Consider the following 14,536-nt stretch of genomic DNA (forward strand, 5'->3'; position numbering starts at 1 on the left):
CCCCTCTAACCTTGCGAATGTTCGGGTGATAACACCAGCACACTGGTGCTGAGCCGGTGCAGGATCCGCTCGGCCGTACTGCCGATGAACCAGCCGATGCCGTGATGGTGGTAGCTGCCCATCACCAGCACATCGATGTCGTTGTTGTCCATGAACAGCGCCAGCACCTTGGCCGGGTCCCCAACCCGCATGTGGCGGTGCTCGAAGGCGATCCCGTTGCGCTCGGCCAAAGCCTGGAAGGCATCGGCCTGGGCCTCGTGAAGTGTCCGTGAACGGTTCGAATCGAACAGGAACGAGTGCTCCCGAGAGCCTTCGGCGTTCAGGTACATCGCGCCCATATCGTAGGCATACAGCAGTTCGATCTGGGCGTTGCATTGCAGGGCCAGCTTGAGCGCTTCGCTGATGATCAGGTCGTTGAAGCCTTCGAACTGATCCTCCGGGCGCGACAGGTCGACCGCTGCCAGTATCCGGCGCGGCAAGGCATTACTGGCGTTGTGCACCAGGTGCAGCGCAATCCGGGTGTCACGCAGCAGCTGCACGTCCAGCGAGGTGAACATGGCCCGTATCCACCAAGGCTCATGTTCGAGCCCCTTGATCAGCATGGCGAACGGCTGTTCACGTAGATGCACCTGGATCTCGTCCAATGGGTGCTGTACCCACAACACCTCGGTAGTGACCGTCACACCATTGCGGCGCATCGACGATGCCTGGGTTTCCAGCCATTGACGATGTTGCTGCACATACCCCTCGCGCATGACCGCCAAGGCCTGGTCGTTGACCAGGCCGGCAGTGGCCAGCCCCTCGAGGTAGTCGAACGCGACGATGTGCAATGGCATGCCCTTGGCTTTGGCCAGCGCCGCCGCTCGATCAAAGACCGGCGTGCGGCGCATCAAGGGCGAAGCGATGAAAAGAAGTCTTTGCGAGTGGGTCATGGCACACCTCTGCGGGCTCGATGAGTACCTCGATGCTCTGCTGCCGGCGGCTGCCCGGTTTGATGTATGTCAACAGTGCAAGCGAGCAGACCAACGGCTGTTGCCGCTTACCGGGCAATTGACACGGATCAAGACTTATTGGTTTTTTCGGCGCACGCTGCACCTAGCCTCGCTGCTGACAAGGACGCCATTGCGCCTCGAATCAATCGCTATTGCTGGCCCATGCAGGCACTGGAGGTTCCGATGAACGTCTACGTCGAGAAAAGCGCCAATGACAACCGCTGGTGGGTCCACATGGACGAATGGCGGGTGAGTTTCAGACCCCCCATAGAAGCCGAACAGTTCGTCGGCGTGCTGACCGCTCGGCTTAACGCGCCCCATTCACTGAGCAAGATCGCCACCGTCGCTTCCCACACCGGCGAGGGAGGCCTGAGATGTCGGGCCTGATCGACGTTCAGTCGCTCGGCGAGCCGGTACAGCTGCGCCCGCCCCCACCCATCCACCTGCAACCACTGGCATCGCGCTGCAATGGGTGCCGGGTCAACGGGTTGTGCCTGCCCACGGGTTTGCCGCTGCGCGACAACAGCAGCCTGGGCACATTGATCGGCCCGCGCATCCGCATCAGGAAGGGTGCTGCGCTCTTCAATGCCAATATGCCCCTGAGCGCTTTGTACGCCGTGTATTCAGGCAGTTTCAAGACCAACCTGAACAATGCCGAAGGCCAGGGTGTGGTTATCAACTTCTGGATGCCGGGCGACGTACTGGGGCTCGACGCCATCGCCACCGAGCACCATGTCTGTGACGCCATTGCCCTGGAAGACAGCGAAGTCTGCCCCGTCCCATACCATCGGCTGCAGGCCCTGGCGCGTGCTTTTCCCACGCTGCAGCAGAGTTTGAACCGCCTGATGAGCAGGGAAATCATCCGCGAGCATGAGCGCGTGCTGATGCTGTGCAACCTCTCTGCCGAGCAGCGGCTGGCCAGTTTTCTGCTGGGCTTGTCCCGACGCTTCGTCAGCCGCGGCTATTCATCCCACGGCTTCATGCTACGCATGTCGCGCGAGGACATGGCCTCCTACCTGGGGCTGCGCCTGGAAACCATCTGCCGCTCGGTCGCCCACTTGCGCGCCCTGGGTATCGTCAACCTGCACGGCCGGCTGGTGGAAATTCTGGACATGCCTGCACTGATGGCACTGGAACTGGGTTACCCAAACAGCCCGCCTCACTGAACTGCCAGTTGCCTGCGTGCACCTGGCTTGCAGCGCATCGCCTCGCAACAGCTGAAGGTATCGGACATGGCAAATTTTCATCTGGCTTACATGCCGTTGGTCACCTATCCGGATGTGCTCCCCGATGACGCTGTGGCAGCCGGTGTACACCTGGCCGTCGCGCTGGGGTATGACCTGCATGTCATGACCTTTGCGGTAAGGATCCCCTACCTTTCGCCGTCCATTGGCAGCACCCTGCTGAATATCCCCGACATGATTCAAACCACCGAAAGCAACAGTCGCATGCAGTGCAAAGCGCTGCAGGCCATGGTGGGCGGCCTGGAACACGGCCAGAGCAGTGTGGAGTTCTCCACCAGAGAGGTAGTGCCCGGCCTGACGGGTACCGCAGCGGCAGAGGCGTCAAGGTATTTCGACCTGACCTTCCTGCCGTGGGCAGTCGACAAGCCCGTCATCCAAGAGCTGGCAGAGTCGGTGATTTTTGGCGCTGGCAGGCCATGCGTCCTCGTTCCCCCTTTGCCCAGCAAGCCCATCAGGCACATGGCGTTGGCCTGGGACGGCAGCCGCGTCGCGGCGCGAGCACTCGCTGACGCGTCACACCTGATGGCTGCCGACATGCTCATCACGGTCCTGACCGTGCAGGGCGAAAAGCCACTCGAGCACGCCGACATCGCGCAGGACATGGCCCATGCCTTACAGCACCGAGGCCTGAACGCTCGGCCGCTGAGCGTGAAGCTGGCCGGGCGACCGATCGCTGAGTGCCTGCAGCAAGAAGCCCTCACCGTCGGCGCCGATCTGTTGGTCATGGGCGGGTTCGGTCATTCGCGCTTGAAAGCATTCGTTCTGGGCGGCGCTACCCGGGGGGTTCTGCAAGCCCTTCGAATGCCCATACTGCTGTCGCACTGAACCCCGGCGATCAGTGCCTTCGTCACAACATGCGATACAGGGAAAATCGTGTAGCCCAGAAAGTGATGCTTTGCCTGGGCTGACAGATCATTGCAGCCAAGGCGGCGGCGGTTCTTCGCCCTTGACCGGCCCATGCTCGGCTTCGGTCCGTGCAGCTCGGCGGCGGGCATCGTCCAAGCGGGCAGCGTCGATTTCGCGCATCACGCCCCCCACGTCCGCGACATGCTCATCGTCCTCGAATTCGCCCGTCAACGGGCTGTCCGCACGCAGTTCACCGGCCTCGTACAGCGCCCACATTTCCTGGGCAAAGCGGGTGTCTTTCAATTCCGGGGCAAAGCGCCCGAAATAGTGAGCCATGTTCGCCACGTCACGCTGCAGCATGCTGAATGCATGGTTGTTGCCGGCTGCATCCACCGCCTGTGGCAGGTCGATGATCACCGGGCCGTCCGGGCCCAGCAGCACATTGAATTCGGAGAGGTCGCCATGCACTAGGCCGGCACACAGCATCAGCACGATCTGGCGGATGACGAAGGTGTGGTACTCACGCGCCTCATCAGCCTCCAGGTGCACGTCGTTCAGGCGCGGGGCCGCATCGCCATCGGCGTCGGTCACCAGCTCCATCAGCAGTACGCCATCCTGGAAATCATAGGGTTTGGGCACCCGCACTCCGGCATTGGCCAGGCGGAACAACGCCGCCACTTCAGCGTTCTGCCAGGCGTCCTCGGCTTCCTTGCGGCCGTACTTGCTGCCCTTGGCCATCGCCCGGGCCTGGCGGCTGTTGCGTACCTTGCGGCCTTCCTGGTATTCGGCGGCCTGGCGGAAACTGCGCTTGTTGGCCTCTTTGTAGACCTTGGCGCACCGTACCTGGGCGCCGCAACGCACCACGTAGACGGCTGCTTCCTTGCCGCTCATCAAGGGTCGCAGTACTTCGTCGACCAGTCCGTCTTCAATCAGCGGTTCGATTCGTTTTGGCGTCTTCATCAGGCTTGTGTTCGGGGTCCTGTCTGGCCTTATGGCTTGGTTGGCGAACATCCTCTCACAGGCTGATGCGTCTTGCTCGTTTGTCTGCTCAGGCGGCGGCCCAGCGCTGCGTTATCCAGTACCGAGCCACATGTGTAACCGGGGCCGCTTCGCGGCCCATCGCCGGCAAGCGCGGCTCCCACAGGTATACGACATGCTTGAAGGCTGGTGGCATTCCTGGACTGCCCACAAGGATCGGATGGGGTCCAAGGTCTTGGATGCGGTCCATTTTGTAGGAGCCGGCTTGCCGGCGATGAGGCCGGTACTGACTCATCAGGGCGTGAGGCGGACGCTCGTGGTAAATGGCTAGCGGCCAATGGAGGCCTTCAATTGAAGATGGTTTGCGAGCAGGTAAGCATCTTGGCCTTTGCAGCAATCGTGCTTCTTGGCATATGGCCTGAGCGGCATATCGACAGGAATCATGGACGTCCTTGTAATTCCTAATGCAGACCACGCAAAATCAACCAGCTCGCACTGATGCACCACGTCCGGCCCTGGAAGTCAGATGTGTGCTGCCAGGGCGCCCTGATTGAGCCTCATCGCCACGGACGACCACTAAATCTACAAGGGAATGTATGCCGGCAAAAATTCTGTTGCTTTTAACCGTGTTATCGCTAGGCGGCTGCTTCAGCACGATTGGCCACATGAGTGGAGAACGTTGCGTATATCACGGTACCCGCGCATCCTGGGCCTGGGCAAATCACCCAAACACGTTGAGCAGTTGGCCATTTCTAATCGATACGCCGTTTTCATTTGCGTTGGACACCCTGTTGCTGCCCTATGACCTGACGGCCTTTTTACCCGACAGCCTGGGTGGCGACCGAAGCGAATGCGTGATCAAGGGCGGGTTGAACGTCATCATGTAATCCGCCCCTTTACCCACGAACACGGGTAAAGCCCGTGCCGTCGTCCGAGTTACCTGCTTCGCCGTGAACCAACACAGGAGTGACGATGAAAGAACACAAGTACGCTGTAACCATCAATTGGATAGGCAACACAGGTGAGGGTACTGCCAGCTATTGGTAGCCAATCAGATAAAGAGCTTGCAATGCGCTTGCATGACGATGCTCACCACGAGTGTTTCATTGCCAACTCGGTCAACTTCCCAATCAAATGCAGGCCTGTTATCAACTATCGAAGCTAACGAAAGTCTGGGGCTACGGGGATGGTACAAATCTCTGCGTAGCCCCTCTGGAATCCACCATGAGTCACCTGCGATGACATCGTCGATAACAGCGACTCTTGCGACTTGGCTTTCCTTTAGAAAATGCCAACCTTGAAAAGCATTGATGGAAGGTAGGCGGTGGCAGCTTTTGATCAAATGATCATATCGCTGCGACCTACTCACACCTCTTCGCGAGACGGTGCCTTATAGAAGCTGGGAGCGAATCGCCGAGCTTCTGCCGAATCAGTGGAACCCGCTCAGAAATCGTCCCTCCCGATGGCTATCGACGCGCCGTGCAGTGCATTTCCGGAGCCTGATAGCCCCATACTACGGTGGCCTCGCCATGGTGCTCCCATAAACTCTCATTTTGCCCCTTGTAGCGCGCGCCGCTGGCGCTCTGTTCTATGTACATCAGCGAACTGCGGTCACCGAACTCGACGATAGCCGTGGGCGGCTCGGTGCGGAAGAAGCTGGCAACCACTTCCTTGGCCGGGTTGCCGTCACACTGGTAGGACACCGGACCGGTGGCCTCGACCAGCCGATAGCGGGCCTGCAGTTCGGCGATGCGCAGGCGGTAGCTGTCGGCGATGCAAGTGGGCTGGTCCGCGCTTTTCCAGCAATCGTTGCGACCCTTGATCCAGCCCCGTTGCTCGGCCTGGAGCACCGGCGGATGTTCATTGCCGGCCTTGTGCTGTGCGGCTGTGTAGACCTCGGCCATTTGCCGGTCCAGTGCCGAGAGCGACTCGCTCTGGCAGATCTGTTGTTCGATGCTGCCGGCCTCGACCTGAGTGCAGTTGAAGGCAGGTCCCGCAGCCTGGGTGTGCGACAGAGGCAAGGTGAGCAGCAGGGGAAGCCAGTGCTTCATGGGAGCCACCATTAGCGATTTAGAATACTGGGCTCAGTCTAGCGCTGTGCTCAATTGCGTGGAGGATGCCCCAGTTTTTTTCGGCGGCTAATGACTGCTAATGGCCATAGCTCCCTCCATGAAGGGCAGCTATGGGCCGTTGGCAGTCATCCACCGCCACCCGCGATAGCACGCTGCACATTCGACAGTGGTTGGGCGTCGCTGATGTCGCTGCCTGACCGTTCGAACGAGGAAACCGACGATGTGCCATTGGTCGCAACGCCGAAGCGCTCGGGCTATTCAATAGAATCCGAAGAATAGTCGGCATCCAATTGTCACTACAGTCATTAGTGCAGTATCCATTTGCATGGAAACAGCCGCTGCTTAATCAGTGGAAGATAAATGGCTTTTAGCCATATTTCACTAATCGCCAATGATTCTAAATCGGCGATAGCCATTTTTTCAAGCGTGACTAAGCTCGTAAGCGCGCAACGGATATTAGGGATGTACGCGCGCTTACCATGACGGATCTATTAAAGGAGTATGAAAATGGAAAGCTTCGCTATCGCCGCATCACAAATCAACTGGAATGGTGGCCAACGGATTACGTTGGGCCCCGGTGATACCGCCACCTGCACGACGTTACGTCCGGGCCAGATATACGGGATTTTCCTGTATAACTCGGCGGGGGGTGACAATAATGCCACCGTCAGTGTGGTATGGAGCAATAGCCAGCCTCCGGCACGGATTACCGTGCCAGGTACCACGGCTAATGCAGGTTTGGCCTCATTGGGCTTCGTTTCGGGCACCGACACCCAGACCATTTCGGTCTCCTTACCAAGCAATAGTGGCATAGCCCAGGTCGAACTGTGGTTGGGCAGTACCAGCATGCCGACCAACACCAGCGGGATTAACAATAGCCCCTTGCAGGCCAATGGCGAGCAATACCCTTTCAACAAATACAGTCGCTATTATGCGGTGCCGCCATCAAAATGGATGAATCTGACCATCGCCAGCAAGATCACCCAGTTTATCTCGTGCCAGTTCCGCGAAGCCGCTGCGACGGTGTTTGTTGTGAATGAAACGTCCAACGGCTTACTGGCTGGGCAAGTTACCAATATTGGGCCTACCGCTTCGGAGCCCGGAGCGGTTAGCATTGTGGCGACACAGATTCAAAGTGTCAGCACTAACTTGCAAGGTGACGGTACGCAGTGGGTCTGGATGGACGCTGATAGCCCACAAGACTCTACCAGCGCCAGTATTTCCCTGCAGTCGCTGTAAAAGCGCAGCCCGCTGAAATAAAAGAGTCACGCCCAGCGTGGCTCTTTTGTTGTGCGTCAGTGGCCTCATAGTGCCTTGTCAACACTAAGCTCCAGCCGGTTATTTGCACCTTCACCGAAAGTACTGCACGAATTTTTTATGGCGTGCGGCTCTCGACTTTATTCTGGTCACGCTGTGAAGGTGAATATGCCGGCTGGATATCCATAGCGCTAGGAACGCTTGATACCTCCCCACGTGCCGACGCATCAAAGACATGCGCACGTCGACTCCGCTTCGCCCTGGTAGACACAGGCCAGCATTCGGTCTCGGCTCGGCTGACCGATATAGGTCGATACTCGCTATCAACAGCAGTTGCCGATTTGCAACGAACGCCCAGAACATAAGTGTGCTTGCGGTTGACCTCCTCGCCCATTGCCGTAAAATCCCGCGCCCGAAATTCAGCAGGCATGGCGAGAGGGAGCTTCAATGCAACGGGTGATGATCATTGGTCAGCCAGGGTCTGGGAAAAGTACCCTGGCGCGCAAGCTCGGTGAACGTACAGGCTTGCCGGTCGTGCATATCGACACGATTCATTGGCAGCCAGGGTGGGTCGAGCGGAGCCGGGACGAGAAGACGCGTCTTTGTCATGAGGTCGAGGCCCGTGAGCGCTGGATCTTCGAAGGCGGGCATTCGGCCACATGGAACAACCGGTTGGCCCGGGCTGACATGTTGATTTGGATTGATCGCTCGGCACCGCTTCGATTCTGGCGCGTGTTCCTCAGAGCGATGTGGAACCGCGGTCGCACCCGACCCGACTTGCCGGACAACTGTCCGGATTTGCTGGCCAACCTGCCGGAGTTTTTCAGGTTCATGTGGCGGACGAAAACCTCGTCGCGGGAGGCGATGAAGCGATTGGTGCTAACAGCCCCGTCGAGCTGTCGCGTGGTCTGCCTGCGGAGTAATCGAGATACCGATGTTTTTCTCGCGAGTGTGGGCACACAGCCTGGTCAGGTTACCCCAGGTCATTAGATGCTAAATCGCGAGTGAAGCGCTGCTGCGTGACCGCCAAGAATTTTTGGTGGATCGCTAATGAAAGCGTAAGGAAGACACCGAGTAGCTATATGCTCGTGTGAAACAGCGATCAGTCTGAAGCCGTGTCCGGAATGTCTGCAATGTATCGATAGCAGCCAGCGACTCAACGCTCTGTGGTCAGTTCCGGCCTCATCGCCGGCAAGCCGGCTCCCACAAAATGTCAGCAACCTTCAGGCATGCGGTATACCTTGTGGGAGCCGCGCTTGCCGGCTATGGGCAGCGAAGCGGCCCCGGTTACAAATGTCTGCTTTGGGTCCAGGCTGTGTAAAAGCGTTCGTGCGATCCGGCTGTTAGAAACATGATTTCTGCAGTGAGGGCCAGCTCTGGGTCGAAAGTCGTCAGTCGCCAAGGGCTGCAATCGACCCTAGCGCCGTTCGCGGAAAGTAGTAAACGGCCGCCAGCGGACGTTCGCGTGGAAAGCTCGCATCAAAAGACATCAGATTGAAGGGTTGCGCGGTAATAAAGCATGCTCTCGTCCCACTCTCCAGACTCACCTGTCATTCACGACTGAGTAGCCGATGCTGATTTCTACCCTTATCAACGGCCGATTGAAAACTCCACCGTTGCAGGACGACCCCCTCGTGCCCTGGTGGAGTTTCACGAAAACGGTATTAGCCGCGACAGCCCTGACATTAGTCCGCGACGGCAGGCTTGACCTGGATGCTTCGCTTCCCGAGGGTGTATTCACTCTGCGCCAACTTCTGCGTCACGAGGCTGGGCTCGCGGACTATGGCGAACTTCCCGAGTACCACGCCGCCGTAGCCAATCATGAGTCTGCATGGCCCGTAGGCGAAATGATGCAGCGCCTGGATGGGCACCGACTCCGATACAGCCCAGGAGCGGGTTGGCGTTACTCGAATGTTGGTTTCATGCTGGTAGCCCAAATCATCGAGCGTGCTGCCGACCTGTCGATTGCAGACACTGTCAGACAGCAAGTCCTGAGGCCGCTCGACCTATCGACGGTTCGTTTTGCAACTGAGCGCGCTGAACTGAATGGGAATCACCTGGACAGGTCGTTGAGTTACGACCCCGGCTGGGTCTATCACGGACTGCTGATTGGCCCTGTTTCACAAGCTGCCCGGCTCTTGGATGGTGTGCTTGCTGGAGATGTCCTACCTGACAATCTGATTCGGGAAATGCAGGCCACACGAGTACTGGGTGGCCCAATGGCAGGTCGGCCTTGGTTGACGCCTGGTTACGCGCTCGGCCTGATGCGAGGCGCAATCGAGGGAGACCAGATATTGGCTGGGCATACCGGATCGGGGCCAGGCAGCGTTATTGCGGTTTATCGGTGTGATGTTGGTGACTGCGCCGTATGCTGTGCAGTTCACTCGGTGGGGGCGCAAGAGGCAGGTATTGAAAAGCTGGTAGTTCAAGAAATACGAGAGGCGCTAGCAGTGACACGCTGAAGTTATGCGTGCCACTCGGGGCGGCCTCTTCTCGCAACGCCTGCCTTGGGTCGAACGCAGCCAATCCCGGCCGGCAGATCTCGATCCGAAGCGGCCACGGGCGAGTTCGAGCGCGAGAGGAACAAAAAACTAGGCTGGAAGTCGCGTTCCTGGGCGAAATCCAGATCGGCTGACGTGCCCACAAATTTGAGCTTTCATGTAAAAGCGCACACTCTAGGTCTGGCAAAGCGTTTTTATACGCTCCGGGTCGAATGCGGCCGGTCGTGACTGACCGCAATCGACCTAAAGCGACCCTTGGTGGAAGGCAGCAAACGGTTGCATGGCTTCCAGGCCGAGACCCGCAAGGTGCCGCACCTGCTCATCGGTATCCTGGGTTGCCAGGCGTAGCGCCTCGATGGCTCGAAGCGCGTCGTCGGGCAGCAGGCCACGGTTATTCAGCCCACCCACGGCGTGACGACGAATGGCTACGTGGGGTGAAGCCAAACCACGCAAGGCTTCGTTGACATCGGCGGTGGTGGTGTCGATCTGACCGTAGACGTCTTCAAGGGCCTCTTCAACAGCAGCCGCGAGCTCAGGACGCTGATCAAGCAGACGCTCAACAGGTGTGTAGTCCAGCACCGGTGGCTCCACGCCCCGCCAGCGGAAACCGTCAAAGTTGGCGCAGACCCCCGCCACAGCGACGTCGAACGCTTGCTGCATGAGCCAGTCGAAATCCTCGAGGTAACCCAAGGCCTTTGCGCACCAGTTGCGGGTCGGTTGTTCACAGGCCTCTATAGCCTGCCGGCGCACGGCCTGAATGACGGGCTCATCAGCCATGCCAGCCAGCCCGAGAATGCGCGCGGCAGCGGTAGGCTCTTTATGCCCGTTGAGCTGTTCGATAAGCGCTGCCTGTGCCGGACGGCCGTTGGCAATCAGCCAGCGCTCTGCGTCCTCCCCCGAAATGCCATCCGAACAATGCAAGCGGCTGGCGTAGAACGCGGCCTGCTCGGCGAGCGGCAAGGCAGCGACTGCGCGCTGGGTGTTTTCAATGCCCAGTTCAACCGGGAAATTTTCCTCGAACTGCTGGCGGGTCATGCTGCGCTTGGCCAAGGCCATATAGCCAGGAAAGTCATGAAAGATCACCACGAAACCAGGCGTCACACCAGGATGCTGAGCGAAATGGCGGCCCAGCGCCCTGGCGGCACGGCTAGCGGTGACCAGCAAGCGTTGCTCAGCCGCTTGCCATTGGCGGGGGCCAAGCCGGTTGGCGTGGGCTTGCAGCTCATCATCAAGCCGCGTAAACGACTCACCCGCGCAAATCTCCCAATCCCAGCGCCAGTCCGCCGGGTTCCACTTCACCGAACTGAAGCTTTCATCTTCCTCGTCGGGGTAGTCTTCGCTGAGTGCTTGCAGGCTGTTTGCGGCAAAGCTGGGCAGCGACAAAACCGCCCCTTCTTCTCGGTAGCTGGCATGAAAGGCTGCGGCGTACAAAGGGCTGCACCCCTCATCGAGCAGCGTTTGCAATGCCTGCCTGGCGGCGTCGAACAGCGCCAGTTCCAGCGCTTTCCAATTCATCATTCAGGTCCTTGCCGACAAGTAGAGTTCAGCCGAGCAGATCGAGCATCCCCTCAAGGGTGCTTTCCAGACGGGCTAATTCAATGTGCGTACCATCGCCATATTCAGCGGTACGCAGCGCACACTCAATGATCACCGTGAGCCCCCGAGGGGCTCGATGGCCGGGGTATTTGCGCAGCTTGAGTTCGACCCGGGTCGGGCTCAACCAGGTGCTGAGGTCTGCTGACCATAGAGGATCCTGAAAGCCAAACACCACGTTTGCGTTTTGGGTATCGATGATTTGCGGCGGGAACACCCAGTGCGTGTTGCCTGCTTCCCACGGGGTCGCCTGGACTTGGTAGCGACCGTCTGGAGACAAGGACAGTATTTCAATTTCACTCATGAGTGTGCGTTCGCAAAGGGTGGGCCAGCGAAGGCGCCTACTTGGAACGGGTCGAAGATGTATTTGACATGGCAGGTAATCATGAAATCAGTCCTTGATTCGGGAGCCCATCATATGGGGTAACGGCTGCCGGTCAAGACTGACTGCTTTCGACCCAAAGCGGCCCCCTGTGTAGAGGGCGAAAGCCCCCACCTGGGGCAGCGAAGCCAAGCGGCATATCGCCGTAATGCCGCTATGCATGAGCCGGATATCGCCAGTGTCCAGTGCCATAGCCTAGAGCGCGTCTCCGCTGGCATCCTCAATGGAAAGCACTGATCTCAGGCAGAGACCATCCATTTCGCAGCTCACCTTCAGCGCTCAGCTATCCGATCACACAGCCATGTACTTTCCCCGCCCCCAGGATGGATGGATCACTAGGGTCTGTGTGATAAGTCTTGAGACGAAGGTCAGGCAGGCAAAAACAGCCGAGAAAGCGGAGTTTACGGGTTGTAAATGATTAAGGTGATGGTGCCTACGTGTTTTTAAGTAGACACAATCGTCTTTAACTTGTAACGGAATAAAGTGAGCTTATCGGGGAACTGCAAAAAACAGCGCTACAACACCCAGCTCGTGACAAGCTATCACCCTATCAACAATCACTCGACGACTCTATATGCAACAAAAGACACTTCCCATCCCGCTTAACAATGAGACTAATGAGCTTCGCTGCTTGCCCCTCATCAAAAGACATTTGCACTTTAAGGTGTTGGTCGCCAAACGTCTTAAGGTTAGCGATAAGCTCCGCCACTGTCTTGCCTCGATTCTCCCAGTCTACTCTACTGCTCATTCAATCACCGATATGATTCAAATTCTTATCAAAAGTACCGTCACGTATTGTATTGCTTTCCAAGGCTTTTACTGAACTGGCCATTTTCCATGCACATCCGTTGTGCCCAACCAGATCTCGGGTGATTTAGGATTTGCTCTTACAGGCAGGCTGTAGTCACTGCAGAAGCTCAGCAGGCGGCATGGGGGGGGGGCATAGCCAGGACTCTATTCGTAAGCATGCGTATGTGGATCGGAATGATATTAACGATCTGGGCGATGGTACACATGTGCTTTAAGTACACACTATCGTCCTTAGGCTCTTGGTGAAAAAACCATGACACTCATTGAAACTGCTCTGCAAGCAACCCCAAGAATACTCATTTATAACCCGTAAATTCCGCATCCTTAGAAAAAAATGGACGAAAAAAGAGGACCCAAAAATGGGACAGACTTATATATTGGCCCGGATCGCTGGCAGCCGAAAATAAATATATCCCCTTTCCCGTCGGCAACTTACGAATGTCGACAACGCTTTCAGGAGTGATCTTGGTACCCGCAGGCAAGCCAAAAATAACTCGCCCCTCGTCAAAGTCGAATCCTGAACTCCTTTTATACCACCTTTTGCACTAACTAATCAGCAATAACGACTTCTACCTCTCCCCCTCTAACGACAACCCGCCCCCAGTCGCCTGATAGGGCATGCCAGCCATCACCACCAGTAAAGCTGTCTATATTTCCATAATCAGACTCACCGGATGAGTCAAAAAAAACTAAAAATTTCCTATCGAACCACTCAAGAGAGTCAATATTCAGAAAGCGTAACGAACCCCTTCGATAGCAATACTGCTCTCCATCTCGGGGCTTTTCATATTTTGAGTGCTTTTCAGTAAGAACAGCTTCTAACTCAAAGATTAGAAAATCAATTCCCTCGCAAATGGCCAGCACATAGCTATCTTCGAGATATAGGTTGGACAGCGAAGGGATTTCATAATAATTCATGTAATTCCTCACAAATCAAAGTCAATTGAGGTGTGATTACCCGGGCTTTTTCTAGTTACCGGATTTCCAAAAGCATCTGTTCTCTGGCCAGTTGCGTCTTTTAACTCAACATGCGGGTCAGCGCTGCCAGGAGCACGTGAGCTACCTTGCTTGATTGTCACACGAGGAATGCCATTTTGGTCAACGTATTTGAGAGGTCCTCCATCAGTCTGAGAGGGTTTCCAGCCTTGAGCTTCCGCATACTGCTTCAGTTCACTAGCTTTAGGTGTTCGACCAGCCTCAAAAAGCTTATCAAATCCTTTTGCAACAGTTACTTTTACAGTCCCCAAATACTCCACAGCCTTCTGAACCTGCGCAAGCCCTTCGCGCTCTGGCACACCTGCAGGCCTTGAACTTCCCTGCTTGCCTGCAGCTGCACTACCGATGAGCCCCAAACGATCCAACGTCGGCGCCCATTCGTTCAGGACCTTGCTGAGGTGCTCATAGCTCTCGATCGAGCGCTCCAGCAGCGCCGTCTTGTACGATTCACAGGTTGTCGTCGCACACTGAACGGACATCAATGTGCCTATGCTGTCGGCGATTTGAAGGCTCTTCTCCTTGGCGCGTTGAGGGCCATAGGTGTTCTGAGCCTCGTCGACGTTGGTCAGGCTTTCGGCGTTATACTTCTCTTTCTCCCACTTTTCCTTCTGGCAGTCTTCGTCTTTGCCGCAGCCTTTCATGTCATCAGCAAAAGACAAGACATCCGAGTGCTCCAGGTAGTTGTACTGCGTCGCACTCCCTGCGATCCAGGCACCTGTCTGTAAGCTGCCGGAGGCGCCTTGAACTCGGTAACGTCGGTTACCCACTTCTGGTTCGGCCGTTGCGCGACAAAATTGCGCTCCAGCACATTCGCTGCCACTTTGCCGACAGCGCCTCGATAGGAGCGGTATTTCTTCGGGCGCAC

Annotated in this window: 14 protein-coding genes and 1 pseudogene; 7 read left to right on the forward strand and 8 right to left on the reverse strand. The window is 57.1% G+C overall.

Annotation, left to right across the window (positions count from 1 at the left end; genetic code table 11):
• Window positions 1–5: 5 nt before the first annotated feature.
• A complete protein-coding gene (locus tag JNA92_RS05690) occupies window positions 6–932 on the reverse strand; it encodes a universal stress protein (RefSeq protein WP_241803787.1) in 927 nt (308 codons plus the stop codon).
• 243 nt (window positions 933–1,175) lie between these two features.
• Here JNA92_RS05690 and JNA92_RS05695 point away from each other — a divergent pair, with 243 nt between their 5' ends.
• The 3 genes from JNA92_RS05695 (at window position 1,176) to JNA92_RS05705 (ending at window position 3,061) form a co-directional block, all read left to right on the forward strand.
• Window positions 1,176–1,379 carry a hypothetical protein gene (locus JNA92_RS05695; RefSeq protein WP_241803788.1) on the forward strand — a complete coding sequence of 68 codons (204 nt, stop codon included), beginning with the start codon at window positions 1,176–1,178 and terminating at the stop codon, window positions 1,377–1,379.
• Complete coding sequence (locus JNA92_RS05700) at window positions 1,367–2,158, forward strand: helix-turn-helix domain-containing protein (RefSeq protein WP_241803789.1); 792 nt, start codon at window positions 1,367–1,369, stop codon at window positions 2,156–2,158. The genes JNA92_RS05695 and JNA92_RS05700 overlap by 13 nt, the downstream gene beginning before the upstream one ends.
• A gap of 66 nt (window positions 2,159–2,224) precedes the next feature.
• Window positions 2,225–3,061, forward strand: coding sequence for a universal stress protein (locus tag JNA92_RS05705; protein ID WP_241803790.1), 837 nt, complete (start codon window positions 2,225–2,227; stop codon window positions 3,059–3,061).
• An 87-nt stretch (window positions 3,062–3,148) separates the two neighbouring features.
• On the opposite strand, the gene JNA92_RS05710 is transcribed toward JNA92_RS05705, so the two are convergent.
• The gene (locus JNA92_RS05710; RefSeq protein WP_241803791.1) at window positions 3,149–4,042 is read right to left on the reverse strand and encodes a PA4780 family RIO1-like protein kinase; all 894 of its coding nucleotides are present in this window, start codon (window positions 4,040–4,042) and stop codon (window positions 3,149–3,151) included.
• A gap of 683 nt (window positions 4,043–4,725) precedes the next feature.
• Here JNA92_RS05710 and JNA92_RS05715 point away from each other — a divergent pair.
• Entirely contained in the window at window positions 4,726–4,947 is a 222-nt protein-coding gene (locus JNA92_RS05715) for a YceK/YidQ family lipoprotein (protein WP_241803792.1), read from the forward strand.
• 579 nt (window positions 4,948–5,526) lie between these two features.
• Here JNA92_RS05715 and JNA92_RS05720 read toward each other — a convergent pair.
• On the reverse strand, window positions 5,527–6,111 hold the full coding sequence (locus JNA92_RS05720; protein WP_241803793.1) for an MliC family protein: 585 nt from the start codon (window positions 6,109–6,111) through the stop codon (window positions 5,527–5,529).
• 528 nt (window positions 6,112–6,639) lie between these two features.
• Here JNA92_RS05720 and JNA92_RS05725 point away from each other — a divergent pair.
• The 3 genes from JNA92_RS05725 (at window position 6,640) to JNA92_RS05735 (ending at window position 9,851) form a co-directional block, all read left to right on the forward strand.
• Entirely contained in the window at window positions 6,640–7,371 is a 732-nt protein-coding gene (locus JNA92_RS05725) for a hypothetical protein (RefSeq protein WP_241803794.1), read from the forward strand.
• Between the two features lie 465 nt (window positions 7,372–7,836).
• A complete protein-coding gene (locus tag JNA92_RS05730; protein ID WP_241803795.1) occupies window positions 7,837–8,379 on the forward strand; it encodes an AAA family ATPase in 543 nt (180 codons plus the stop codon).
• Window positions 8,380–8,960: 581 nt separating this feature from the next.
• The gene (locus tag JNA92_RS05735; protein WP_241803796.1) at window positions 8,961–9,851 is read left to right on the forward strand and encodes a serine hydrolase domain-containing protein; all 891 of its coding nucleotides are present in this window, start codon (window positions 8,961–8,963) and stop codon (window positions 9,849–9,851) included.
• Window positions 9,852–10,133: 282 nt separating this feature from the next.
• Here JNA92_RS05735 and JNA92_RS05740 read toward each other — a convergent pair whose 3' ends face one another.
• From JNA92_RS05740 to JNA92_RS05760, 5 genes and pseudogenes are all read right to left on the reverse strand, one after another.
• The gene (locus tag JNA92_RS05740) at window positions 10,134–11,408 is read right to left on the reverse strand and encodes a DUF4303 domain-containing protein (protein WP_241803797.1); all 1,275 of its coding nucleotides are present in this window, start codon (window positions 11,406–11,408) and stop codon (window positions 10,134–10,136) included.
• A gap of 25 nt (window positions 11,409–11,433) precedes the next feature.
• Window positions 11,434–11,787: a hypothetical protein gene (locus JNA92_RS05745; RefSeq protein WP_241803798.1), complete on the reverse strand. Its 354-nt coding sequence runs from the start codon at window positions 11,785–11,787 to the stop codon at window positions 11,434–11,436.
• Between the two features lie 826 nt (window positions 11,788–12,613).
• Complete coding sequence (locus JNA92_RS05750) at window positions 12,614–12,739, reverse strand: toxin C-terminal domain-containing protein (RefSeq protein ID WP_347269612.1); 126 nt, start codon at window positions 12,737–12,739, stop codon at window positions 12,614–12,616.
• A gap of 485 nt (window positions 12,740–13,224) precedes the next feature.
• Window positions 13,225–13,593, reverse strand: a complete 369-nt coding sequence (locus JNA92_RS05755; protein ID WP_241803799.1) for a hypothetical protein — start codon at window positions 13,591–13,593, stop codon at window positions 13,225–13,227.
• An 8-nt stretch (window positions 13,594–13,601) separates the two neighbouring features.
• Window positions 13,602–14,536 (reverse strand): annotated as a pseudogene (locus tag JNA92_RS05760) (hypothetical protein); the annotation flags it as partial.

Origin of the sequence: Pseudomonas putida, assembly GCF_022627325.1 — a bacterium.
In the GTDB taxonomy this organism is placed as follows: Bacteria; Pseudomonadota; Gammaproteobacteria; order Pseudomonadales; family Pseudomonadaceae; genus Aquipseudomonas; species Aquipseudomonas putida_X.

Excerpts from the sequence above, each read along its gene's own strand:
- JNA92_RS05720 (WP_241803793.1), bottom strand. The coding sequence starts at position 6,111 with ATGAAGCACTGGCTTCCCCTGCTGCTCACCTTGCCTCTGTCGCACACC.
- JNA92_RS05710 (WP_241803791.1), bottom strand. The coding sequence starts at position 4,042 with ATGAAGACGCCAAAACGAATCGAACCGCTGATTGAAGACGGACTGGTC.
- JNA92_RS05755 (WP_241803799.1), bottom strand. The coding sequence starts at position 13,593 with ATGAATTATTATGAAATCCCTTCGCTGTCCAACCTATATCTCGAAGAT.
- JNA92_RS05715 (WP_241803792.1), top strand. The coding sequence starts at position 4,726 with ATGAGTGGAGAACGTTGCGTATATCACGGTACCCGCGCATCCTGGGCC.
- JNA92_RS05745 (WP_241803798.1), bottom strand. The coding sequence starts at position 11,787 with ATGAGTGAAATTGAAATACTGTCCTTGTCTCCAGACGGTCGCTACCAA.
- JNA92_RS05690 (WP_241803787.1), bottom strand. The coding sequence starts at position 932 with ATGACCCACTCGCAAAGACTTCTTTTCATCGCTTCGCCCTTGATGCGC.
- JNA92_RS05730 (WP_241803795.1), top strand. The coding sequence starts at position 7,837 with ATGCAACGGGTGATGATCATTGGTCAGCCAGGGTCTGGGAAAAGTACC.
- JNA92_RS05740 (WP_241803797.1), bottom strand. The coding sequence starts at position 11,408 with ATGATGAATTGGAAAGCGCTGGAACTGGCGCTGTTCGACGCCGCCAGG.
- JNA92_RS05700 (WP_241803789.1), top strand. The coding sequence starts at position 1,367 with ATGTCGGGCCTGATCGACGTTCAGTCGCTCGGCGAGCCGGTACAGCTG.
- JNA92_RS05735 (WP_241803796.1), top strand. The coding sequence starts at position 8,961 with ATGCTGATTTCTACCCTTATCAACGGCCGATTGAAAACTCCACCGTTG.
- JNA92_RS05695 (WP_241803788.1), top strand. The coding sequence starts at position 1,176 with ATGAACGTCTACGTCGAGAAAAGCGCCAATGACAACCGCTGGTGGGTC.
- JNA92_RS05705 (WP_241803790.1), top strand. The coding sequence starts at position 2,225 with ATGGCAAATTTTCATCTGGCTTACATGCCGTTGGTCACCTATCCGGAT.
- JNA92_RS05725 (WP_241803794.1), top strand. The coding sequence starts at position 6,640 with ATGGAAAGCTTCGCTATCGCCGCATCACAAATCAACTGGAATGGTGGC.